General features: G+C 54.5%; 21 protein-coding genes and 1 other RNA gene. 11 read left to right on the top strand and 11 right to left on the bottom strand.

The annotated features are described in order from the left end of the window. Nucleotides 1-8 precede the first annotated feature (8 nt). The 3 genes from CRO33_RS06155 (at nucleotide 9) to ykgO (ending at nucleotide 3,730) form a co-directional block, all read left to right on the top strand. Nucleotides 9-3,158 carry a multidrug efflux RND transporter permease subunit AcrB gene (locus tag CRO33_RS06155; RefSeq protein ID WP_097117480.1) on the top strand — a complete coding sequence of 1,050 codons (3,150 nt, stop codon included), beginning with the start codon at nucleotides 9-11 and terminating at the stop codon, nucleotides 3,156-3,158. A gap of 159 nt (nucleotides 3,159-3,317) precedes the next feature. Beyond that, nucleotides 3,318-3,575, top strand: a complete 258-nt coding sequence (locus CRO33_RS06160; RefSeq protein ID WP_034828149.1) for a type B 50S ribosomal protein L31 — start codon at nucleotides 3,318-3,320, stop codon at nucleotides 3,573-3,575. Nucleotides 3,576-3,589: 14 nt separating this feature from the next. Beyond that, on the top strand, nucleotides 3,590-3,730 hold the full coding sequence (ykgO, locus tag CRO33_RS06165) for a type B 50S ribosomal protein L36 (RefSeq protein WP_008103894.1): 141 nt from the start codon (nucleotides 3,590-3,592) through the stop codon (nucleotides 3,728-3,730). A 44-nt stretch (nucleotides 3,731-3,774) separates the two neighbouring features. On the opposite strand, the gene CRO33_RS06170 is transcribed toward ykgO, so the two are convergent. The 3 genes from CRO33_RS06170 to CRO33_RS06180 are packed head-to-tail and all read right to left on the bottom strand — an operon-like array spanning nucleotide 3,775 to nucleotide 6,167. Beyond that, nucleotides 3,775-4,653 (bottom strand): metal ABC transporter substrate-binding protein, encoded by an 879-nt coding sequence (locus CRO33_RS06170; protein ID WP_097117481.1) that lies wholly within the window; start codon nucleotides 4,651-4,653, stop codon nucleotides 3,775-3,777. Between the two features lie 21 nt (nucleotides 4,654-4,674). Beyond that, entirely contained in the window at nucleotides 4,675-5,514 is an 840-nt protein-coding gene (locus tag CRO33_RS06175) for a metal ABC transporter permease (RefSeq protein WP_097117482.1), read from the bottom strand. Next, nucleotides 5,511-6,167: a metal ABC transporter ATP-binding protein gene (locus CRO33_RS06180; protein WP_034828143.1), complete on the bottom strand. Its 657-nt coding sequence runs from the start codon at nucleotides 6,165-6,167 to the stop codon at nucleotides 5,511-5,513. Before CRO33_RS06180 ends, CRO33_RS06175 begins: the two co-directional genes overlap by 4 nt. Nucleotides 6,168-6,509: 342 nt before the next feature. On the opposite strand from CRO33_RS06180, the gene CRO33_RS06185 reads away from it, so the two are divergent. The 3 genes from CRO33_RS06185 to CRO33_RS06195 all read left to right on the top strand — a co-directional run bounded on the left by CRO33_RS06185 (nucleotide 6,510) and on the right by CRO33_RS06195 (nucleotide 7,630). Beyond that, a complete protein-coding gene (locus CRO33_RS06185; RefSeq protein ID WP_097117483.1) occupies nucleotides 6,510-6,863 on the top strand; it encodes a hypothetical protein in 354 nt (117 codons plus the stop codon). Nucleotides 6,864-7,009: 146 nt separating this feature from the next. Continuing rightward, nucleotides 7,010-7,387, top strand: a complete 378-nt coding sequence (gene tomB, locus CRO33_RS06190) for an Hha toxicity modulator TomB (protein WP_034828139.1) — start codon at nucleotides 7,010-7,012, stop codon at nucleotides 7,385-7,387. Between the two features lie 24 nt (nucleotides 7,388-7,411). Further along, a complete protein-coding gene (locus tag CRO33_RS06195) occupies nucleotides 7,412-7,630 on the top strand; it encodes an HHA domain-containing protein (RefSeq protein ID WP_034828137.1) in 219 nt (72 codons plus the stop codon). A 128-nt stretch (nucleotides 7,631-7,758) separates the two neighbouring features. On the opposite strand, the gene ffs is transcribed toward CRO33_RS06195, so the two are convergent. Beyond that, nucleotides 7,759-7,855: signal recognition particle sRNA small type (ffs, locus tag CRO33_RS06200), an RNA gene on the bottom strand. Nucleotides 7,856-8,031: 176 nt separating this feature from the next. Between ffs and CRO33_RS06205 the strand changes: the two genes are divergently transcribed. Continuing rightward, the gene (locus CRO33_RS06205) at nucleotides 8,032-8,343 is read left to right on the top strand and encodes an MGMT family protein (RefSeq protein WP_097117484.1); all 312 of its coding nucleotides are present in this window, start codon (nucleotides 8,032-8,034) and stop codon (nucleotides 8,341-8,343) included. A 390-nt stretch (nucleotides 8,344-8,733) separates the two neighbouring features. On the opposite strand, the gene CRO33_RS06210 is transcribed toward CRO33_RS06205, so the two are convergent. Continuing rightward, entirely contained in the window at nucleotides 8,734-9,291 is a 558-nt protein-coding gene (locus CRO33_RS06210) for a YbaY family lipoprotein (protein WP_034828134.1), read from the bottom strand. Between the two features lie 204 nt (nucleotides 9,292-9,495). Here CRO33_RS06210 and tesB point away from each other — a divergent pair, with 204 nt between their 5' ends. Next, nucleotides 9,496-10,359 (top strand): acyl-CoA thioesterase II, encoded by an 864-nt coding sequence (tesB, locus tag CRO33_RS06215; protein WP_097117485.1) that lies wholly within the window; start codon nucleotides 9,496-9,498, stop codon nucleotides 10,357-10,359. Between the two features lie 72 nt (nucleotides 10,360-10,431). On the opposite strand, the gene amtB is transcribed toward tesB, so the two are convergent. The 5 genes from amtB to CRO33_RS06240 form a co-directional block, all read right to left on the bottom strand. Then, entirely contained in the window at nucleotides 10,432-11,721 is a 1,290-nt protein-coding gene (gene amtB, locus CRO33_RS06220; RefSeq protein ID WP_038648536.1) for an ammonium transporter AmtB, read from the bottom strand. A gap of 33 nt (nucleotides 11,722-11,754) precedes the next feature. Continuing rightward, a complete protein-coding gene (gene glnK / locus CRO33_RS06225; RefSeq protein ID WP_007886947.1) occupies nucleotides 11,755-12,093 on the bottom strand; it encodes a P-II family nitrogen regulator in 339 nt (112 codons plus the stop codon). A 259-nt stretch (nucleotides 12,094-12,352) separates the two neighbouring features. Continuing rightward, on the bottom strand, nucleotides 12,353-14,128 hold the full coding sequence (locus tag CRO33_RS06230; protein ID WP_097117486.1) for a SmdB family multidrug efflux ABC transporter permease/ATP-binding protein: 1,776 nt from the start codon (nucleotides 14,126-14,128) through the stop codon (nucleotides 12,353-12,355). Next, nucleotides 14,121-15,890: a SmdA family multidrug ABC transporter permease/ATP-binding protein gene (locus tag CRO33_RS06235; RefSeq protein WP_097117487.1), complete on the bottom strand. Its 1,770-nt coding sequence runs from the start codon at nucleotides 15,888-15,890 to the stop codon at nucleotides 14,121-14,123. The genes CRO33_RS06230 and CRO33_RS06235 overlap by 8 nt, the downstream gene beginning before the upstream one ends. A gap of 24 nt (nucleotides 15,891-15,914) precedes the next feature. Further along, entirely contained in the window at nucleotides 15,915-16,376 is a 462-nt protein-coding gene (locus tag CRO33_RS06240) for an Lrp/AsnC family transcriptional regulator (RefSeq protein WP_034828126.1), read from the bottom strand. 115 nt (nucleotides 16,377-16,491) lie between these two features. Between CRO33_RS06240 and CRO33_RS06245 the strand changes: the two genes are divergently transcribed. Further along, nucleotides 16,492-17,526 (top strand): PLP-dependent cysteine synthase family protein, encoded by a 1,035-nt coding sequence (locus CRO33_RS06245; protein ID WP_097117488.1) that lies wholly within the window; start codon nucleotides 16,492-16,494, stop codon nucleotides 17,524-17,526. Nucleotides 17,527-17,560: 34 nt separating this feature from the next. Here CRO33_RS06245 and cof read toward each other — a convergent pair whose 3' ends face one another. Next, nucleotides 17,561-18,382, bottom strand: coding sequence for an HMP-PP phosphatase (gene cof / locus CRO33_RS06250; RefSeq protein WP_097117489.1), 822 nt, complete (start codon nucleotides 18,380-18,382; stop codon nucleotides 17,561-17,563). 93 nt (nucleotides 18,383-18,475) lie between these two features. Between cof and CRO33_RS06255 the strand changes: the two genes are divergently transcribed. Both CRO33_RS06255 and queC read left to right on the top strand, forming a co-directional pair. Further along, a complete protein-coding gene (locus tag CRO33_RS06255; protein ID WP_097117490.1) occupies nucleotides 18,476-20,191 on the top strand; it encodes an SgrR family transcriptional regulator in 1,716 nt (571 codons plus the stop codon). Nucleotides 20,192-20,217: 26 nt separating this feature from the next. Then, nucleotides 20,218-20,913, top strand: a complete 696-nt coding sequence (gene queC / locus CRO33_RS06260; protein WP_058962234.1) for a 7-cyano-7-deazaguanine synthase QueC — start codon at nucleotides 20,218-20,220, stop codon at nucleotides 20,911-20,913. The last annotated feature ends 92 nt before the right edge of the window (nucleotides 20,914-21,005 follow it).

The raw sequence follows: 21,005 nt of genomic DNA on the forward strand, positions 1-21,005 counted from the left end.
ACTGATACATGGCTAAGTTCTTTATCGATCGCCCCATTTTTGCCTGGGTGCTTGCCATCATCATTATGCTGGCAGGTACTCTTGCAATTATCAGCTTGCCGATTGAGCAATATCCCAATGTTGCGCCGCCGGCCGTTGAAATCCAGGCAACCTACCCGGGTGCTGATGCGAAAACGCTGCAGGATTCGGTAACCCAGGTTATCGAACAAAACATGAACGGCATCGATGGCCTGATGTATATGGCCTCGAGCAGTGACTCGTCCGGTACTTTAACCCTGACGCTGACCTTCCAGTCCGGTACCAACGCCGATATCGCGCAGGTACAGGTACAGAACAAGCTGCAGCTGGCGATGCCACTGCTGCCGCAGGAAGTACAGCAGCAAGGTATTCAGGTTAAAAAATCCTCCAGCAGCTTCCTGATGGTAGCGGGCTTTGTCAGTGATGACGGCAGCATGACGCAGAATGATATCTCTGACTATGTTGCTTCAAACATCAAAGACCCGATCAGCCGTACGCCTGGCGTCGGTGATACGCAGGTGTTTGGTGCGCAGTACGCGATGCGCATCTGGCTCGACCCGCACAAACTGAACAACTACCAGCTGACGCCGGTCGATGTCATCAGTGCGTTGGGCACCCAGAACACCCAGGTCGCCGCCGGTCAGTTAGGGGGTACACCGCCCGTGCCTGGCCAGCAGTTGAACGCCTCGATCATTGCGCAGACCCGTCTGACCAATACCGAAGAGTTCGGCAACATCATGCTGAAAGTGAACCAGGATGGCTCACAGGTGCGCTTGCGTGACGTGGCGAAGATTGAACTCGGTGGTGAAAACTACGAGATCATCGCCCGCTACAACGGCAAACCGGCTTCGGGTATCGGTGTGAAACTGGCAACCGGTGCGAATGCATTGGATACCGCCAAAGCGGTGAAAGATGAGCTGGCCAAACTGCAGCCGTTCTTCCCGGCTGGCATGAAAACCGTTTACCCGTACGACACCACGCCGTTCGTGAAGATCTCGATCTTCGAAGTGGTGAAAACGCTGTTTGAAGCGATCGTGCTGGTGTTCCTGGTGATGTACCTGTTCCTGCAGAACTTCCGCGCCACGCTGATTCCGACCATTGCGGTGCCGGTGGTGCTGTTGGGTACGTTTGCGATTATCAGTGCCTTTGGTTACTCGATAAACACTCTGACGATGTTCGGGATGGTACTCGCCATCGGCCTGTTGGTGGATGACGCCATCGTGGTGGTAGAGAACGTTGAGCGTGTGATGGCGGAAGAAGGTTTACCGCCGAAAGAAGCGACGAAACGTTCGATGGAGCAGATTCAGGGTGCGCTGGTGGGTATTGCCCTGGTGCTGTCCGCAGTATTCATCCCGATGGCCTTCTTCGGCGGCTCGACCGGGGTTATTTATCGTCAGTTCTCGATCACCATCGTTTCCGCGATGGCACTGTCAGTACTGGTGGCGTTGATTCTGACGCCGGCACTCTGTGCCACCATGCTGAAACCGATCAACAAAGGCGATCACGGTAAAACCACTGGCTTCTTCGGCTGGTTCAACCGCTTGTTCGATAAGAGCACCAACCACTACGTCGATAGCGTAGGTCACATCGTGCGTAGCACCGGTCGTTATCTGGTGATTTACCTGGTGATCGTGGTCGGCATGGCGTATCTGTTCCTGAAACTGCCTACCTCCTTCCTGCCGGAAGAGGATCAGGGTCTGTTACTGGCGCAGGCGCAGTTGCCAGCCGGTGCAACCCAGGAACGTACACAGAAAGTGCTGGATCAGGTGACTGATTACTTCCTGAACAAAGAGAAAGACAGCGTTAACTCGGTATTTACCGTTAACGGCTTTGGCTTTGCGGGTCGTGGTCAGAACACCGGTATTGCCTTCGTCAGCCTGAAACCGTGGGATGAGCGTGGCGATGCCAGCCTGAAAGTGCCAGCGATTGCCGGACGCGCCATGCAGGCGTTGGGTCAGATCAAAGATGCGATGGTCTTCCCGTTCAACCTGCCAGCGATTATCGAGCTGGGTAACGCCACCGGCTTCGACTTCATGCTGACGGACCAGGGTAACCTGGGTCACGAGAAGTTAACCGCCGCGCGTAACCAGCTGTTTGGCATGATTGCCCAGCATCCGGATACGCTGGTGGGCGTGCGTCCAAACGGTATGGAAGATACGCCACAGTACAAACTGATCATCGATCAGGAAAAAGCGCAGGCGTTGGGTGTGTCGCTGTCTGACATCAACACCACGCTGGGCGCGGGCTGGGGTGGTTCGTACGTCAATGACTTCATCGACCGTGGTCGTGTGAAGAAAGTGTACGTCATGGGCCAGGCTGACTCGCGTATGTTGCCAGATGACATCAGCAAATGGTTTGTGCGTAACAGCTCCGGCACTATGGTTCCGTTCTCAGCCTTCTCTTCGGCGAAGTGGCAGTACGGTTCACCACGTCTGGAACGTTACAACGGCTTACCATCAATGGAGATTCTGGGTCAGGCTGCACCAGGCAAGAGCTCCGGCGATGCCATGAACCTGATGGAAGAGCTGGCGGGCAAACTGCCTGCGGGTATCGGCTATGACTGGACCGGTATGTCTTACCAGGAACGTCTGTCCGGTAACCAGGCCCCTGCCCTGTACGCCATCTCGCTGATTGTGGTGTTCCTGTGTCTGGCGGCATTGTATGAGAGCTGGTCGATTCCGTTCTCCGTTATGCTGGTGGTGCCGCTGGGTGTGGTCGGTGCATTGATCTTCACCACCCTGCGCGGACTCAGTAACGACGTCTACTTCGTGGTGGGACTGCTGACAACCATTGGCTTGTCGGCGAAGAACGCCATCCTGATCGTTGAATTCGCCAAGGATTTGATGGAGAAGGAAGGGAAAGGTTTGGTGGAATCAACTCTGGAAGCAGCACGTATGCGTCTGCGTCCAATTCTGATGACCTCACTGGCCTTTATCCTCGGTGTTCTGCCGCTGGCCATCAGTACCGGTGCTGGTTCCGGCGCACAGAACGCCGTGGGTACTGGCGTAATGGGCGGCATGGTAACCGCAACCGCGTTGGCGATCTTCTTCGTGCCCGTGTTCTTTGTGGTGGTACGTCGCCGCTTTGGTAAAAACAAAGCGGAGATTGAGCAAGGCCATCCGGTCGAGCACAAACACTAAGTTGTCACCTGTTGAAAAGGCCGCGCAAGCGGCCTTTTTTATTGCCTGAACACCGCCCTTCACCCGACCGTTCAATACCCTTACTGCGATCGCGGTTGCAATCAATTCTCTGCAGGTTCATACTATTGTTATATTATAACATAACATGAGAGTGCAGTTATGAAAGCCAATATCCATCCTCATTACCGTCCCGTGGTGTTCCACGACACCTCTGTCGATGAGTATTTCAAAATCGGTTCCACCATTAAAACCGAACGCACCATTGAGTTCGAAGGCGAAGTGCTGCCGTACGTGACGCTGGATGTCTCGTCTAAATCCCACGTCCACTACACCGGCAAGCAAAAAGATCTCACCAAAGAAGGCAGCGCCGCACGCTTCAACAAGCGTTTCGGCAGCTTCCTGACGCGCGGCAATTAATCAGGAGTTAACGCATGCAGGTTTTAAGTTCATTACGGTCTGCCAAGACCCGTCACAAGGATTGCAAAGTCGTGCGTCGTAAAGGTCGCATTTACGTGATCTGCAAAACAAATCCGCGCTTTAAGGCGGTTCAGGGAAGAAAAAAGAAAAGGTAGGAAAGTGTCGTGATAATTGGCCGGGATGCTCCCCGGCCTTTTTTTTACTTCATGCTCTGCAACATGATATCGACGTTGTGCTTGAAGGCAGCAACATAGGTCGCAGCAGGACCGTTCGCCTCGGACAACGCTTCAGGATAGAGTTCACCACCTGGCTGTGCGCCAGTTTCGCTGGCAATCTGTTTCACCAAACGCGGATCGGTCTGATTCTCCATGAAGTAAGTCTTGATGTGCTCAGCCTTCAGCTGCTTGATAATCGATGCCACATCGCTGGCACTGGCTTCGGCTTCCGTGGAGAAACCGACTGGCGCCAGGAAACTCACACCGTAACGCTGGCCAAAGTAACCAAAGGCATCATGGCTGGTCAGCACTTTACGCTTGCTTTTCGGCACTGCAGCAAACTCCGTTTTTGCCCAGCTATCCAGTTTTTCCAACTGCTGAATGTAGCTTTCACCGCTCTTGCGGATATCCGCCGCATCTTGCGGGTCGGCTTTAATCAGCGCATTCATCACGTTGGTGGCATAAATCACGCCATTGTGCATGCTATTCCACGCGTGTGGGTCAGTCACGGTTTTGCCGTCTTCTTCCATTTTTCGTGTGTTGACGCCGTTGGAGGCGACCACAATCGTGCCTTTATACCCGGAGGCGCTGATCAGGCGATCCATCCACCCTTCCATCCCCAAACCACTCACAAATACCACATTGGCTTTAGCCAATGCCTGGCTATCCTGTGGCGTTGGTTCGAAGGTATGAGGATCGCCGTTAGGCTGCACCAGCGACTTCACGTTAACGTGATCGCCGCCCACCTGCTTAACGATATCCGCCAGCACGGTGAAACTCGCTACCACATCCACGGTTTTCGCCATGGTCAGTGGGCTAATCAACATGGCGCCAATCGCCAGACTCAACGGTAACTTCTTCATTCGTATCCCCTAATTGTATAGTTATCGACGGCGCAGCAGGCCGCCACACGGTCCTGTTAAAACAGAAAGCAAAAACAGTACGGCCGCACTCAGCACTACCGCAGGTCCGGCTGGCAGTGAGAAGTGCCAGGAAAGAATTAAACCTACCAGCGCGGCGATCATCGCCAGCAGCATGGCGATGCCGAGCATGCAGGCGAGATGGCGACTCCAGAAACGCGCGCTGGTCGCCGGTAACATCATCAATCCCACCGACATCAACGTGCCGAGCACCTGAAAACCCGCAACCAGATTCAGCACCACCAGCATCAGGAAGATGCCGTGGACGATCGGCGCGCTCCACTTGCCTTGCGCACGCAGGAAATCCGGATCGAACGCATCGATCACCAGCGGACGAAAAATCACTGCCAGCATCATTAAAGTGAACGCCGCAATGCCGCCCACCAGCAGGATGGCCGCGTTATCGACGGCCAGCAGTGAACCGAACAGCACGTGCAGCAGATCGACGCTCGATCCACGCAATGACACCAGCGTCACGCCCAGCGCCAGCGAGCCGAGATAAAAGCCAGAGAAACTGGCGTCCTCTTTTAAGGGGGTGTACCGACTGACGGCACCAGAAAGCAGCGCAACGGCTAACCCCGCAATCAACCCGCCGATGCCCATCGCCACCAGCGATAAGCCGGAAACCAGATAGCCAATCGCCGCGCCAGGTAGCACCGCGTGGGAGAGCGCATCGCCCACCAGACTCATACGGCGCAGTGAAAGGAATACACCCAGCGGCGTGGCGCTCAGCGCTAATGCCACACAAGCCACTAATGCACGGCGCATAAAACCAAATTCGATAAACGGTTGAATCAATGTCACGAAGCCACCCTGCGCAGCAGTGGAGTTTGAGCGGAGTCAGCATCATCAAGTGACAACACATCTTTGAAGTAACGCGCGACCAGTGGTCGATCGTGCAACACGACTAATAAGGTGGTGCCCGCCTGCTGCTGCTGCTCGAGGATTGACATCAACAGCGTGACGGTTTGCGTATCGATGCCATTAAAGGGTTCATCCAGCAGCCAGACTTTACTTTGCTGCAGCATCAGGCGCGCAAACAGCACCCGCTGCAACTGGCCGCCGGAAAGCATTGAAGGCTGCGCATCGGCGAAATCACGCATCTGCACGGCATCCAGTGCGGCATCGATCTCCTGTCGCATCGCACGATTGATGCCACCAAACCAGCCGCAGCGCGGCCAGCATCCCATCGCAACCAGCTCATAAACGGTAAGCGGGAAACGGGTTTCTAACTCACTACGCTGCGGTAACCAGCCAAGCGCCTTAGGCGAAATTTTTAATTCGCAAGTCCCTGCAATCGGCGGCAACAGACCGGCGATGGTTTTCAGTAGCGTGGATTTTCCGGTGCCGTTCGCGCCGATTAATGCCGTCATGCTGCCTGCCGCCAGTTCTCCGGTCACTATCGGCGTCACCGCTTGTCCCTGATAGCCGCCCTGCAAGCGGTTGAAATGCATCATTTCTGCATTCCCCAATAGATAGCCAGCGCCAGGAACGCGATAAGCAGCAGCGCGACCAGCAGACGGCCGCTAAGTGAGAGGAGTAAACCACTGTGATTCATGGAGGGAGACCAAAAACGTTATAACATAACAATTATACTACCTGATTTTCCCCGCGCGATACCCGAGAGAAAGTGTTTCAAAAGTTAACCATTTGGCGCTTACTCTGTGGCTATCACTGGATCTGAATCGATTGAGCGATAAATCCCATCGCAACGATTACGTATTCTGCACAGAGTTAACTTGCAATATTTGGCCAGAACCCCAATGATAGATTCATCCTCCTTTTTTACCGGAAGCGAAATGCAGTCTATTATTCATTGTGATATTGCTATGGATGAGGACGATTGCGAGAAGTTGCAGGCTATTATCCAGGGGAATATTCTCAAAATAGCCGAAGCCCTGGCAGGTGATTTACAGTGGTATTCTCAAAACGCGCAATTAGTTCCCGACAGTTTTAAGATTATTTCCATTCAACCGCACGATAACAATCGATTTAAAATGCTTTACGATTTTAAGTGGGATTTATTTAATCCTTGCCTGGATTTAAACGAAACATCTACTCAGCATGAAGAGATTTTGTTCCAGATAGTACCGGGCGCACTGGTGTTTTCAGTGATAGACAATACCCGCCCCTCGCCAGCCGACGAATTGTAATATTTAGTAATCGAGGTGAGCAAAGCTAATGAATGTGGATTATATTTAAAAAGTCGCTGAATTCTTAATATTCGTGATCGCTTCCTGATAGCTTTTCCAAATCTCGCCGCGCTGCGGTCACTGTGCAAGCTCTGGAGGGGAAAAAGATGGACGAATACTCACCAAAACGGCATGATATTGCCCAGCTTAAATTCCTGTGTGAGAACCTGTTTGACGAAAGTATGGCGACACTGACTGACAGCCATCACGGCTGGGTGAATGACCCTACTGCGGAAAGCAATTTACAGCTCAACGATTTGATTGAGCATATCGCGTCTTTCACGATGAATTACAAAATTAAGCACGTTGAAGATGAAGCGCTGATTACGCAAATCGATGAATATCTTGACGATACCTTTATGCTGTTTAGCAGTTATGGAATCAATACTCAGGATCTTCAACGGTGGCAACGTTCAGCAAGACGCTTATTTAATCTGTTTGCCGAAGAGTGCGCTTTTCTCCAACAACCCAGCCATTCCTTTTAGCATCACAGTGAGACCGGTTTATTTATGAGCAACCAAGCCTTAACCAAAACAGACTATTTGATGCGACTGCGTCGTTGTCGCTCAATTGACACCCTTGAACGGGTGATTGAAAAAAACAAGTACGAATTATCTGACAACGAACTCGCGGTATTTTATTCTGCGGCCGATCATCGTCTCGCTGAACTGACGATGAATAAGCTTTACGACAAAGTACCGGTTTCTGTCTGGAAGTTCGTCCGCTAACTATTTTTACCCGCTGTTCGTTACGCCATCTTTTCCCTTCAGGGAATGATTCACAGGCAAAGGAGTGCCAGCGTTTCGCTGTGTACTGATTTCTTGAGGATTTTTTCGGGGAGTAGAAATGGTGGAGGCCCTGCCAGCTACATCCCGGCACACGCGTCGCCTGCTGCGGCTGCTTCCTTCCGGACCTGACCGAGTTCACAAGTTAGCGTTGCGGGAGAACCAACAGGGCCCCCATTGACGAGCTCTCTTTCGAAAGCGCAGGCATTATCAAGTAACCCCCTGGCAATTGCAAGCGCAGGCCGGGTGACCGTTGTTTTCTTGAACAGCTCGCCAGTAAAACCCTGATTCTCGCCCTCCCGGCATGTTAAAGTCGCCCTTTATTCGCTGAATCCGGTGCGTGTATGAATGACACAAGCAATTTCTCCGAGCGCGTCTGGCAAATCATTGCCGCGATCCCCAGAGGCAAAGTCACCACCTACGGCGATATCGCCCTGCTTGCCGGTTCACCGCGCGCAGCCCGACAAGTCGGCGGCGTATTACGTCGCTTGCCCGAGGGCAGCAAATTACCGTGGTTCCGCGTCATCAATCGCCATGGCCGCATTTCTCTGCAGGGCGATGATCTCTTCCGCCAGCGCGATGCGCTGGAAGCCGAAGGCATCGAAGTCAGTGATGCCGGTGAGATTGAATTAGAGAAGTATCGCTGGGAGTACTAAGCGCCCCCCTGCTGAGGTGCGGGCAGGCAACACTGTGGAGTAAAGCATCCCCGCCAAAGATGAAAGTGACGAGTAATCAGAGGCAGTCCGCCGATGCCACTCCACAAATTCGCGCCCATGCTGAGGTACGGGCAGTCAACACTGTGAAGTAAAACATCCCCGCCAAAGATGAAAGCGACGAGCAATCTGTAACAATCCGCCGATGTCATTCCACAAATTCGCACCCATGCTGAGGTGCGGGTAGGCAACACTGTGGAGTAAAGCGTCACACGCCAGGGATGGCGTGTGCCGAGCGATCAGGGACGAGGCAGCGACTTTACGCAACAGTGTTGCCTATCCGCACACTCCCCCGCCCTGTTTTTAAGCGTAAACTCCCCGCCCCTGCTTTTATCACATACTCGTCGGCGCAGGCACCGAAGCAGAAGGCACCACCTGCGTTGGCGACGTTGACGGCACCGTTGTCGCCGCGCCTGGCGTGGTCTGCATCGCCATATTGGTCACAGGTACCAACAGCAGTTCCGCTTTCGTACCGCCCTGATTGATCACCGGCTTCACAGTATCGGTAATGAACGCCAGTTTGCCATCAATAGCGATAGCCGCACTCAACAGAATCCGCGCATTCGGCTGAATATCAGCCGGGTTAAACGGCAGCACAAACTGGAACGGCGCCTGCTTCCCTTCAGTGCGCACCACATGCTGCGCCAGCACTTTCGATGGTGCATCGGCCAGTGAAGCGTCGGACAGCGTAACGGTCAGCACCGCATCCGGCGGCAACGCAATGCGCTGGCGAATGTACACCGAACCACTAACATTAGGCTGCGTAATCGCAGCCTGCTGCCCCGCAACGGCGGAGCCCAGCGTTGGGGTGGCTACCGGCTTACTGTGATCGGCACAGCCAGCCAATGCTGCCGCCAGCGTCACACCGCTAATAACATGCCAGAGTTTCATCGATGTCGTCTCCTTATGAACACTATGATTGTCGGCGGACAAATTGTTGGGTAGCTTTTCAACCGCCGAATGCCCTTAATTCTGGCACAAAAAACCGGATTGCGCCCAAAAGCACTGCCAGCTCGCTGAAATCACGGCAAAATCATTGACGGAAACTGGTCGGATCTTTCACACTGACGCGATTGCCCCCCAGAGGAATCTGCTATGAGCCAGGCACTGCAAAACCTGCTTAATTTACTCGATCTCGAAAAACTCGAAGAAGGCCTGTTTCGCGGCCAAAGTGAAGATCTCGGCCTGCGCCAGGTGTTTGGCGGCCAGGTCGTCGGTCAGGCGTTATACGCAGCAAAACAAACCGTGCCGGAAGAGCGCATCATCCACTCGTTCCACAGCTACTTCCTGCGTCCTGGTGATAGCGAAAAAGCCATCATTTACGATGTCGAAACCCTGCGCGATGGCAAAAGCTTCAGCGCGCGTCGCGTCAGCGCGGTGCAAAACGGACAGCCGATCTTCTATATGACTGCCTCTTTCCAGGCGCCGGAAAGCGGATTTGAGCACCAGAACCGTATGCCGTCGGTGCCAGGCCCGGACAATCTCCCCTCGGAGCAGGATCTGGCGCAAAAACTGGCGGCCCATTTACCTCTCAAACTCAAAGAAAAGTTTCTCGCTGAACGTCCACTGGATATCCGGCCGGTGCAAATCCATAACCCGCTCAAGGGCCGTGTTGATGAGCCGATGCGCCAGGTGTGGATTCGTGCCAACGGCAAGCTGCCGGACGATCGCCGCATTCATCAATACCTGCTGGGTTACGCCTCGGATCTCAACTTCCTGCCTGTGGCACTACAGCCGCACGGTAAAGGATTTTTAGAGCCTGACATGCAGGTGGCGACGATTGACCACTCCATGTGGTTCCACCGCCCGTTCGACCTTTCAGAGTGGTTGCTGTACAGCGTGGTGAGCACCTCAGCTTCAGGTGCACGTGGGTTTGTACGTGGGGAGTTCTACACGCAGGATGGGACACTGGTCGCGACTACCGTTCAGGAAGGAGTCATGCGCCAACGCGACGCATAATAAAAGGGGGCGATATTATCGCCCCCTCGTCTTTTTATAGTTTTAGCGCACTGCTCTTTTACCGCGCATTTCTTACTGGTTGTAAGCGTTCTCGCCGTGGCTGTTCACATCCAGACCTTCACGTTCCTGATCTTCTGGAACACGCAGGCCAACGATCATATCCGCCAGTTTGAAGCCGATGAAGGCGACAACACCTGACCAGACAATGGTCACGCCGCAGCTGAACAGCTGAACCCAAACCTGATGGCCCATGGTCACGCCTTCTGCGTAGCCCACGCCGCCCAGTGAAGAGGAGGCGAACACACCGGTAAGAATACAACCCAGGATACCGCACACGCCGTGCACACCGAACACATCACACGGGTCATCCACACGCAGCCATTTCTTCAGGGTGGTCACACCCCAGATACCTGCCAGGCCACCGGCCAGACCGATAATCAGCGCACCGCCGACACCGACATAACCACAAGCCGGGGTGATAGCAACCAAACCGGCGATAAAGCCAGAACACGCACCCAGCAGAGAAGGTTTGCCACGCATTGCCCACTCACCGAACACCCATGACAGCACCGCACCTGCAGTCGCCACAACAGTATTCAGGAAAGCCAATGCTGCGATTTCGTTAGCTGAAGAAGCAGAACCGGCGTTGAAACCGAACCAGCCCACATACAGAATCGCAGTACCGGTGAAGACCATTGGCAGGTTGTGCGGCTTGAACGCTTCTTTACCGAAGCCAGCACGTTTGCCCACCAGATAAGCACCCACCAGACCCGCAACGGCTGCGTTGATATGAACAACGGTACCGCCAGCGAAGTCCAGCGCGCCGTCTTGCGCCAGCAGACCGCCAGCCCACACCATGTGTGCGATTGGCAGATAAGAGAGCGTCAACCAGACCACCACAAAAATCAGTACTGCTGAGAAGCGAATACGTTCAGCAATCGCGCCCACAATCAGGCCCACGGTGATACAGGCGAAGGAAGCCTGGAACGCGACGTGAATATACTGATAGAAGCTGCCCATCACTGCTTTCAGCTCGATATTTTTCAGCATCGCCCACTGGAAGTTACCGAAGAAGGCGTTGCCCTCGCTGAAGGCCAGTGAATAACCGTAAATCACCCACAGCACGCAGACTAATGCGAAGGTCACGGCAACCTGGGTCAGCATCGACAGGACGTTTTTACCGCGAATCAAACCGCCGTAAAACAGGGCGATGCCCGGAATCGTCATAAACAGTACCAGAGCGGTACAGATCATCATAAAGGCGTTATCCGCTTTGTCCGCAACGGCAGGTGCTGCCGCCATGGCCAGAGACGGTAACAGTGCCAGGCTGGTGAGGCCCAACTTAGTCATCATTTTATTCATTTCTTTCCATCCCATCACAATTCAGAGCCCCAGTTACAGTGCTGCTTCGTCGGTCTCGCCGGTACGAATACGAATAACGCGCTGCAGTTCTGCGACGAAGATTTTGCCGTCGCCAATTTTGCCGGTGTAAGCGGCTTTGCTGATGACATCCACCACTTCATCGAGTTGATCGTCCGCAATCGCGATATCAATTTTAACTTTTGGCAGGAAGTTCACGCTGTACTCGGCACCGCGATAAAGCTCTGCGTGACCTTTCTGGCGACCAAACCCCTTCACTTCGGTAACAGTCAGTCCCTGAATGCCAATGGAGGATAAAGCTTCACGCACGTCCTCCAGCTTAAATGGTTTGATTACCACGGTAACCAGCTTCATACGTTCCCCTCCAGATAATAAATTGAGTGAGTCTCGCGGACACGAGGAGATATAAGCAAACGCTGTGCCATAAATGAAAAAAGGTGAGCAGTCAGTGGCCTGGACGCGCTGTATCGCGCTTCGTTATGTGATGGGTGGCTCAGTTTGGAAACAGGACAAAAGAAAGGTGTTGCAATATTGCACCCCTTTGGTGCTTTCAGCCTCAAAGGAGTGCATCAATACAGAACAATCCGATAAATCTGCGCAAAAAAGGTGCAATTCACCCTTCTGCTTGTGCGGGGATGCTCGCCGCGAGTTCATCACCCGCCTGCTGTAGCTGATACATCTGCCAGTAACGACCCTGTTGAGCCAGCAACTGTGCATGCGTGCCACGCTCGGCAACCTGACCACGGTGCAATACCAGAATCTGATCCGCTTCGGTGATGGTAGAAAGGCGGTGTGCAATCACCACCAGCGTGCTGTGCTGGCGTAGTGCACGCAGCGCATGCTGAATCGCCTGCTCGGTGCCGGAATCGATATTGGCGGTCGCTTCGTCAAGAATCAAAATCTGTGGCAGCGAAACCAGCACCCGCGCCAGCGCCAGTAACTGTTTTTGCCCGACCGACAAATTGTTGCCCTGCTCGCCCAATCGCGTGTGGATGCCCTCCGACATCGAGCGAGCCAGCGGCGCGAGCTGCACCTTTTCCAGTGCCTGCCACACCTGCTCTTCCGGGATATCACGCCCGAGCCGCACGTTGGCTAACAAGGTATCTGCCAGCACCACCGGATCTTGCTGCACCATCGCGACACTTTGGCGTAACGCTTCATGCGACAACTGCGGTAAGGGACGACCATCCAGCTCGATGCTACCGCGTGTCACCGGGTAATATCCCATCAGTAAATTCGCCAGCGTACTTTTGCCACTGCCTGTATGCCCCACCAGCGCCACAAACCCACGCGCCGGAACCTCCAGACTAATGTGGCTCAGCACATCCCGATCATCGCGGTAGGCAAAACTGACATCGTGCAAGGCAATGCGCCCAGAAGCCAACGGCTGGTTATCGCCACCGTAGCCCTGCTGTGTGGCATCCATCAGTTCAAAAATACGCTCGCCGGAAACCACCGCCTGTTGCAGCATCGATTGCTGCGTGGTGAGCTCTATCAACGGTTCATTCAGGCGTCCCAGATAGGTGATAAAGGCGTACAGCACGCCGACCTCAAACACCCCGGGCGTGGCAAAGCTGAACAGCATCAGCAGCCCACAGAGGATCATCGCCGAAAACAGACTCAACAGCGGACGCAACAAGAAACCGTCCAGTCGCAGAGTTTCCATGCGCGCCAGATAGTGTGAGCGGCTGGCCTCGCCCATGCGTTCACCAAAGCGCGCCTGCTGGCGAAACTGCTGGATCACGCTCATGCCGTTGATCACTTCATTGAAACCATTATTGATATCCGCCAGATAGCTACGCACACGACGTGCAATCGGCGTGCTGTAACGCTGATAAATCAGCATCACCGTGAGTACCAGAGGGAAGATGACAATCGCCACCAGCGCCATGCGCCAGTCGAGCGAGAACATCGCCACCAGCATTGCGCCAATCAGTGCCGCACTGCGCAGCACGGTGGCTACCACCGTGACGTAGAGATCTTTAATCACTTCAGTATCGTTGGTGACGCGCGAGATAATCTGCCCCACCGGCTGGGTATCAAAGGCGCTAAGCGGCTGACGCAGTGCCGCGTTCATCACGTCCACGCGCAACTGCTGCACCACACCAATCGCCGCGCGATTAAACAGCAGCGCCTGGAAATAGTGCAAACCCGCAGCCAGCAGTTGCAGCAAAATAAAGCACACCAGCAGCCCGATGGCGATGCCCCAAGGCATCTGGTGTTTCGCCACCAGATTATCAATGAAGTAGCTCACCAGCACCGGACCGGTGACTTCTGCCGCCGCCGCAATCCAGAGCATGCCAACCGCCAGCCACAGCGATTTGCGCCAGGGTTTGCCGTATGACAGCAGGCGTTTCAGGGTTGGCCACAAACGTTGCGATTTAGCCATGATTCGCCTCCTCTGTGGCTTCGTCTTCATCCAGCGCCGCTTCGAGTTGCTGATAGCGGTACATATCGCGATACCATCCCTCTTTCGCTAGCAGGCTGTCATGATCGCCGCGCTGAGTCACCGCACCTTGTTGCAGCACCAGAATTTCACTGGCCTCGGTCAACGCCGATAAACGATGCGCACTGATGATCAATGTGCGGCCTTTGCCCCACTGCCGCAGGTTGTGCAGGATTTCATGCTCTGTGCGACCGTCCACCGCGGATAGTGCATCGTCGAGGATCAGGATTTCCGCATTCAGCAACAGCGCGCGGGCAATGGCTATACGCTGTTTTTGACCGCCGGAAAGCATCACACCGCGCTCACCCACTTCGGTGTCATAGCCCTGCGGCAGACGCAGAATATCATCGTGTACACAGGCCATGCGCGCCACACGCTCAATTTCTTCCTGAGACGCATTCGGACGCCCCAGTGCCAGGTTATTGGCCACGGTATCGGAGAACAAAAATGGCGTCTGGCTCACCACCGCCAGCCGACTGCGCCAGCTATCAAGTCGCAGCTGCGTTAGCGGCAGGTTATGGTAGCGAATGTCACCCTGGTCGATGTCGAAATGACGTTGAATCAGACTTAACAGCGTGCTTTTACCACAGCCGGTTGGACCGCACAGCCCCAACATTTGCCCCGGTTTCAGTTGAAAATTAACATGGCTCAGCGCCGCGCCTGCGTTGGCGGGATAATGGAATTCACGAATGGCGACCTGTAAATCTCCAGCGTCGGCGGGCAGGACTTTCTGCCCATCCTCCACCGCCGGCGCTTCCGCCAACAGCGAGCGAATGCGACTCCATGCCGCGCTCCCACGTTCAACGATGTTGATCATCCATGCCAGCGCCAGCATCGGCCAAATCATCAGCCCGAGATACATAACGAAGCTGGTGAGCTGACCGAGCGTCAGGCTACCGTTCCACACCATCCAGCCACCACCGGCAATCGCCAACAGGTTAGAGAAACCCACGGCGATATAGATGATGGGATCAAAGCGTGCATCAACCCGCGCTACATGCAGGTTCTTTTTACCCGTATCGCGGGCAATGCCTGCAAACTGCTGTGATTGATGATCTTCCAGACCAAACGCTTTGATCATGCGGATGCTGGTGAGGCTCTCCTGCGTTTGATCGTTCAGGCTGGAGAAGGCGGCCTGCGCCACTTTAAAGCGCTGGTGCAGACGCGAACCATCTTTCTGAATGGCAATCGCCATCAGCGGCATCGGGATCAGCGCCAGCAGCGTCAATTCCCAGCTGATTTGCACGCTCATCACTACCAGCACCACTAAGCCCATCACCAGCGAATCCACCAGCGTCAGGACGCCTTCACCGGCGGCAAACACCACGCGATCCACATCATTGGTGGCGCGTGCAATCAAATCACCAGTTCGATGACGCAAGTAGAACGCCGGATGCTGGCGACTCAGCTGGCGATAGAAATCTTCGCGTAATTCAACCGCGAGTTGGTAGGACGCACCGAACAGCAGCACGCGCCAGACATAGCGCAGCAGATAGACGATGACCGCCGTCACCAGCATCACGCCGATCCACATGAAAATTTTGCCGCTGCTTAAAGTGTGTTGCGTCACGCCATCGACAATCACGCCGACCACATGCGGCGGCAGCAGTTGCAATAACGCAATCACAATCAGCAAGCTGACGGCACCCAGATATCGCCGCCACTCGCGCAGGAAATACCAACTTAATTGGCTGAATAATCGCACAAGACGCTCTCTTTCTGTGCCCGTTCAGGGCGCTACCGGCAACGCGGTGGTGTATTTAATCTCTTCCATGGCGAAACTGGAGGTCACATCAATCAGGCCTGGCACGCCATTCACCAGACGTTTATAAAATGCATCGTAACTTTTCATATCGGCCACCTGGATGCGCAGCAGATAATCGTACTCTCCGGCCATGCGATAGAATGCCATCACTTCAGGCATCTGCTGTACCACGGCAACAAATTGCTGAAACCAGTCGCTGCTGTGCTGTTGTGTTTTGACAAACATGAAAGCGGTGAGAGAAAGGCCCATCTTCTCCCCATCCAGCAAAGCCACGCGCGCACGAATAATGCCATCATCTTCCAGCTTTTTCAGGCGTTTCCAGCACGGCGTGGTAGTGAGATTCACCGCATCCGCCAAGGCCTGCAGTGATAACGTGCAATCCTGTTGCAGTATCGCCAGCAAAGTGCGGTCAGTTTTATCTAGCATTCGGCGCTCCGGGAGAAAAATTTTCTCTTATTCGGGCATTATACCCGGATTAAAGCAACCTTATTTTCCTGCCAGTGCCTTACACTGTGCACAATAATGATTACGGATTCGTCACATGCAAACGCCCTGGGTTCGCCACGCCATCAATGAAATTAACGCCGATTTTCAACGCTCTGCGGATACGCATCTTATTCGCTTTGCGCTGGAGGATTTTCCGGGCATCCGCTTTTACCTCAAAGATGAAAGCACCCATCCGAGTGGCAGCCTGAAGCATCGCCTGGCGCGGTCGCTGTTCCTGTATGGGTTGGCCAATGGCTGGATCCGCGAAAATACGCCTATCATTGAGGCGTCATCCGGTAGCACGGCGGTGTCAGAAGCCTATTTTGCGCGTTTGTTGGGTCTGCCATTTATTGCCGTGATGCCCGCCAGCACGGCGAAACGCAAAATTGAAATGATCCGTTTTTACGGCGGCGAGTGCCATTTCGTTGCCGATCCTTGTCAGCTGTATAGCGAATCGGAACGTCTGGCGCGTGAACTCAACGGTCATTTTATGGATCAGTTCACCTATGCCGAGCGCGCGACTGACTGGCGCGGCAACAACAACATCGCAGAAAGTATTTTCCGTCAGATGGCGCATGAGCCTTTCCCGGTGCCGCATACCGTGGTGATGAGCGCGGGAACCGGCGGGACTTCGGCCACACTGGGCCGCTATATCCGTTATCAGGGGCACGATACGCGTCTGCTGTTGGTGGATCCGCAGCACTCCGTGTTCTTTGATTTCTGGCATAGTCGTGACAGCGCGCTGCGCAGCGATCGCGGCAGCATGATTGAAGGCATCGGACGTCCGCGCGTGGAGCCGTCGTTTTTACCGGATGTGATCGACGAAATGATCAAAGTACCCGATGGCGCGACAGTGGCTGCGATGCTTCATCTGGAGAAAATTCTGGGTCGTCGCCCTGGCGCTTCAACCGGCACCAACTTCTGGGGCATGCTGCAGGTGGCGAAACGCATGCGGGAAAATGGCGAGCAAGGTTCGCTGGTGACACTACTGTGCGACAGTGGTGAGCGTTATCCGGACACCTATTACAACCCGGAGTGGGTCGCGCAGCATATCGGGGATATTCAGCCGTGGCTGCGTGAGATGCAATAAAAAACCGGACATCCTGTCCGGTTCACTGTAAGCCTCAGCATTCGGGGGAATAATCGAGGTGTGGTGTGCTCATCCAGTGATTTAAGTAATGAGACACCGCCTGTGTCTCGCAATGTCCAATAATCGGCAAATGCGGCAGCGACGATTTCAATTGATGCATGGCGTTGCCCATGATGAACCCGCTGCCAACGCGCTCCAGCATTTCGCGATCATTCATCGCATCACCAAACGCCATACAATCCGCCATTGATAGCGACAGATGCTGGCACAGATGCGCCAGCGCCGCGCCTTTGTGGCAGTCCAGCGGCAGAACTTCCAGACAATCCCATGCGGAAAAACAGATATTGGCGCGCTCACCCAGGGCTTGCTGCAACTCTACTTTTAACGCCTGCAGCATCTCATGCGGCGCAATAAAGCAAATTTTGGTCACCTCATGCGCCGACATCTGACGCAAATCGCGCAGCTGATAATGGAAGCCGCTCATCACGTGTGCTTCCAATGCTCCCAGCAACGGTTTATCGGTGAACCAGCCCTCATCGTTGAAGATATGAATCGATGTCAGCGTTTGCCAATGCGTGTGGATCACCTCTTCGGCTACAGAAGAGGACAGATCACAGCCAAACAGCTGCTGACCTTCCAGATCGTGAATGCGTGTGCCATTGCCGGTGATCAACCAGGCCGGCAGGGTGAGCTGTTCACGTACCACCTGCACATCCATCAGATGGCGGCCCGTGGCAAAGGCAATGGTGATATCGCGCTGATGCAAGGCATGCAGGGTGTCGATGGTTTCATTCCCTAACCGATGCGTCGGCAGTAACAACGTGCCATCCATATCAAATGCCGCGAGGCGAGCCATGCAATGTCTCCTGTCTGAGTGAGGAATCTACTATCGCCTGGTAATTACGGAACTAATAGTGAATACTTTCAGGAAACTGTTCCGGGTTTAGCCATGCGCCAACTTCATCGGGTTAATCAATTTCAGCGCCTATGGCAACTCAGCCAGGGCGAGCCTCTGCGTTTGAGCGTAGCCTCCATGGCACAACACTGTTTTTGCAGTGAGCGCCATGTACGTACCTTATTACGCCAGTGGCAGGATGCAGGCTGGCTGCACTGGCGCGGCGAGTCCGGCCGGGGAAAACAAGGCGAACTGACATTTCTGATCTCACCTGAACAACTTCGCCAACAGCTGCTAACCCAGCAACTGGAAGCGGGCGAAGCGATACAAGCGTTGCAGGTATTGGATCTTCATCCTGAGCGGCTGGTGAAAATGCTGCGACCGCTGATGGGCGGCCAATGGCAGAACCAGGCACCGGTACTGCGTATTCCCTATTATCGCGCGATGGAGCCGCTGCGGCCGCTGCGTCTGACCGGAAGGGCTGAGCAGCACCTGGTACGGCAGATTTTCTCTGGCCTGACGCGCTTTAATGGCGACGATGTAGAAGGCGATCTTGCGCATCACTGGCAACATGATGGCAGCGGCTGTGACTGGTATTTCTGGTTACGACCTCAGCTCAGCTGGCACAACGATGAGCCAATTCAAGCTGCGCAGCTGGTTGCTCAGTTACAGCAGATTATGCAAACCGTGCGCGGCAGCCGCCTGCTGGCCTCTATCGAACGCATCGAGGCGCCACATCCGCTGGCTCTGCGTATTCAATTGCGTCAGAGCGACTACTGGCTGCCGCAGCGTCTGGCACATCAATACTGCCTGCTGCCACATCCTGATGCAGTGGATATAGGCAGTGGCCCCTGGAAGCTGACCCATTTCACCGATGAGCTGGTTCGCCTGGAAAGTCATGCCCGCTGGCATCTGCAACGACCGCTGATTCAGCGGGTGGAATACTGGATTACTCCACAGCTGTTTGCCCATGGTCTCGGCACCAGCTGCCGCCACCCGGTGCAAATCGCCATTGGTGATCCTGACGAGCTGGACGCATTGCGCCCGGTCGATCACAGCATCAGCCTCGGCTTCTGTTATCTGGCACCGCGCATTTCCGCCAGTTTCACTGCTGCTCAGGCAACAACACTGATTGCATTAATACAACACAGTGGCGTGATTCAGCAGTTACCGTTGGATGAAGGCTTGATTACCGCGAGCAAGGAGTTGCTGCCCGGTTGGCCCGTTCCCTCTGCCGGGATGACCACCGTCAAGCTGCCCGAAAAACTCACACTGCACTACCATCTTCCTATCGAACTGCATGTGATGGCGCAGGCGCTGGTGCCTTTGCTGGCCCATCAGGGCTGCGAATTAACCTGCGTTTTTCATGATGTGAAAAACTGGCGTGACGATATCGACCTGAGCGATGCCGATGTGGTGATGGGTGACCGGTTAATTGGCGATGCGCCGCTGTTTACCCTGGTGAACTGGCTGGAGAACGATCCCGTATGGACTCCCTTACGTGCCCCGGTACTACAAGCGCCACTCATCGCTATCGCCCATCAGCCCGACCCAGAGCAACGCGCAGCATTAACACAGCAATTGTTCCAGCAGCTGATGGGTGACGGACATCTGTTGCCGCTGTTTAACTATCGCTATCAGGTGTTTGCCCCGCCCGGCGTTGAAGGCATCCAGCTCAATACATTGGGCTGGTTTGATTTCACCCGCGCCTGGATTCCACCGCCCGCAACCGCAGGGGCTGTTCAGCCCGCGCCCGAGCCAGTACCATAGACGCACTGATTTTTGGGGAAATTGAGATGAAACGAGCCGTTGTCGTATTCAGTGGCGGACAAGATTCCACCACCTGCTTGATTCAGGCACTGCAGCAGTATGATGAAGTGCACTGTGTCACCTTCGATTATGGTCAGCGCCATCGCGAAGAGATTGAAGTCGCGGCAGAACTGGCGCACAAACTGGGGGCGCGTGCACACAAAGTACTGGATGTGACGCTGCTCAATGAGCTGGCAGTCAGCAGCCTGACGCGCGATAACATTCCAGTGCCCACTTACGATCCTGACGCCAGCGGGTTGCCGAGCACTTTTGTGCCGGGCCGCAATATTCTGTTCCTGACCTTAGCCTCTATCTACGCCTATCAGGTGGAAGCCGAGGCGGTGATTACCGGTGTCTGCGAAACAGATTTCTCCGGCTACCCTGATTGCCGCGATGAGTTCGTTAAAGCGCTCAACAATGCCGTGAGTCTCGGTATGGCGCGCAACGTTCGCTTCGAAACGCCACTGATGTGGCTGAATAAAGCGGAAACCTGGGCGCTGGCCGATTACTGGCAACAGTTGCCACTGGTGCGGGCGGAAACCCTGACCTGTTATAACGGTGTGAAAGGCGATGGCTGTGGTGAATGCGCGGCTTGCCATCTGCGCGCGCGCGGGTTGGCGGATTATCAGGCTAATGCTTCAGCCGTCATGGCAGCGATGAAACAAAAAAGCGGCCTTAACTGATTGCGCTAAATCGGTGGCTCGCAGTGATTGCGCGGCCTGGCTGGTTGGGAGGGTTTAGCTGATTCGCTAGCAGGAAATAATTGAGCTGCTTC

The organism is Pantoea sp. GL120224-02 (genome assembly GCF_900215395.1).
Lineage (GTDB): Bacteria > Pseudomonadota > Gammaproteobacteria > Enterobacterales > Enterobacteriaceae > Pantoea > Pantoea communis.

Coding starts and splice junctions, on each gene's coding strand:
- CRO33_RS06160 (WP_034828149.1), top strand. CDS start 3,318: ATGAAAGCCAATATCCATCCTCATTACCGTCCCGTGGTGTTCCACGAC.
- CRO33_RS06195 (WP_034828137.1), top strand. CDS start 7,412: ATGAGCAACCAAGCCTTAACCAAAACAGACTATTTGATGCGACTGCGT.
- CRO33_RS06255 (WP_097117490.1), top strand. CDS start 18,476: ATGCGCCAACTTCATCGGGTTAATCAATTTCAGCGCCTATGGCAACTC.
- CRO33_RS06205 (WP_097117484.1), top strand. CDS start 8,032: ATGAATGACACAAGCAATTTCTCCGAGCGCGTCTGGCAAATCATTGCC.
- cof (WP_097117489.1), bottom strand. CDS start 18,382: ATGGCTCGCCTCGCGGCATTTGATATGGATGGCACGTTGTTACTGCCG.
- CRO33_RS06180 (WP_034828143.1), bottom strand. CDS start 6,167: ATGATGCATTTCAACCGCTTGCAGGGCGGCTATCAGGGACAAGCGGTG.
- tomB (WP_034828139.1), top strand. CDS start 7,010: ATGGACGAATACTCACCAAAACGGCATGATATTGCCCAGCTTAAATTC.
- CRO33_RS06210 (WP_034828134.1), bottom strand. CDS start 9,291: ATGAAACTCTGGCATGTTATTAGCGGTGTGACGCTGGCGGCAGCATTG.
- queC (WP_058962234.1), top strand. CDS start 20,218: ATGAAACGAGCCGTTGTCGTATTCAGTGGCGGACAAGATTCCACCACC.
- CRO33_RS06155 (WP_097117480.1), top strand. CDS start 9: ATGGCTAAGTTCTTTATCGATCGCCCCATTTTTGCCTGGGTGCTTGCC.
- CRO33_RS06185 (WP_097117483.1), top strand. CDS start 6,510: ATGCAGTCTATTATTCATTGTGATATTGCTATGGATGAGGACGATTGC.
- CRO33_RS06170 (WP_097117481.1), bottom strand. CDS start 4,653: ATGAAGAAGTTACCGTTGAGTCTGGCGATTGGCGCCATGTTGATTAGC.
- ykgO (WP_008103894.1), top strand. CDS start 3,590: ATGCAGGTTTTAAGTTCATTACGGTCTGCCAAGACCCGTCACAAGGAT.
- CRO33_RS06240 (WP_034828126.1), bottom strand. CDS start 16,376: ATGCTAGATAAAACTGACCGCACTTTGCTGGCGATACTGCAACAGGAT.
- CRO33_RS06245 (WP_097117488.1), top strand. CDS start 16,492: ATGCAAACGCCCTGGGTTCGCCACGCCATCAATGAAATTAACGCCGAT.
- amtB (WP_038648536.1), bottom strand. CDS start 11,721: ATGAATAAAATGATGACTAAGTTGGGCCTCACCAGCCTGGCACTGTTA.
- CRO33_RS06230 (WP_097117486.1), bottom strand. CDS start 14,128: ATGGCTAAATCGCAACGTTTGTGGCCAACCCTGAAACGCCTGCTGTCA.
- tesB (WP_097117485.1), top strand. CDS start 9,496: ATGAGCCAGGCACTGCAAAACCTGCTTAATTTACTCGATCTCGAAAAA.
- glnK (WP_007886947.1), bottom strand. CDS start 12,093: ATGAAGCTGGTTACCGTGGTAATCAAACCATTTAAGCTGGAGGACGTG.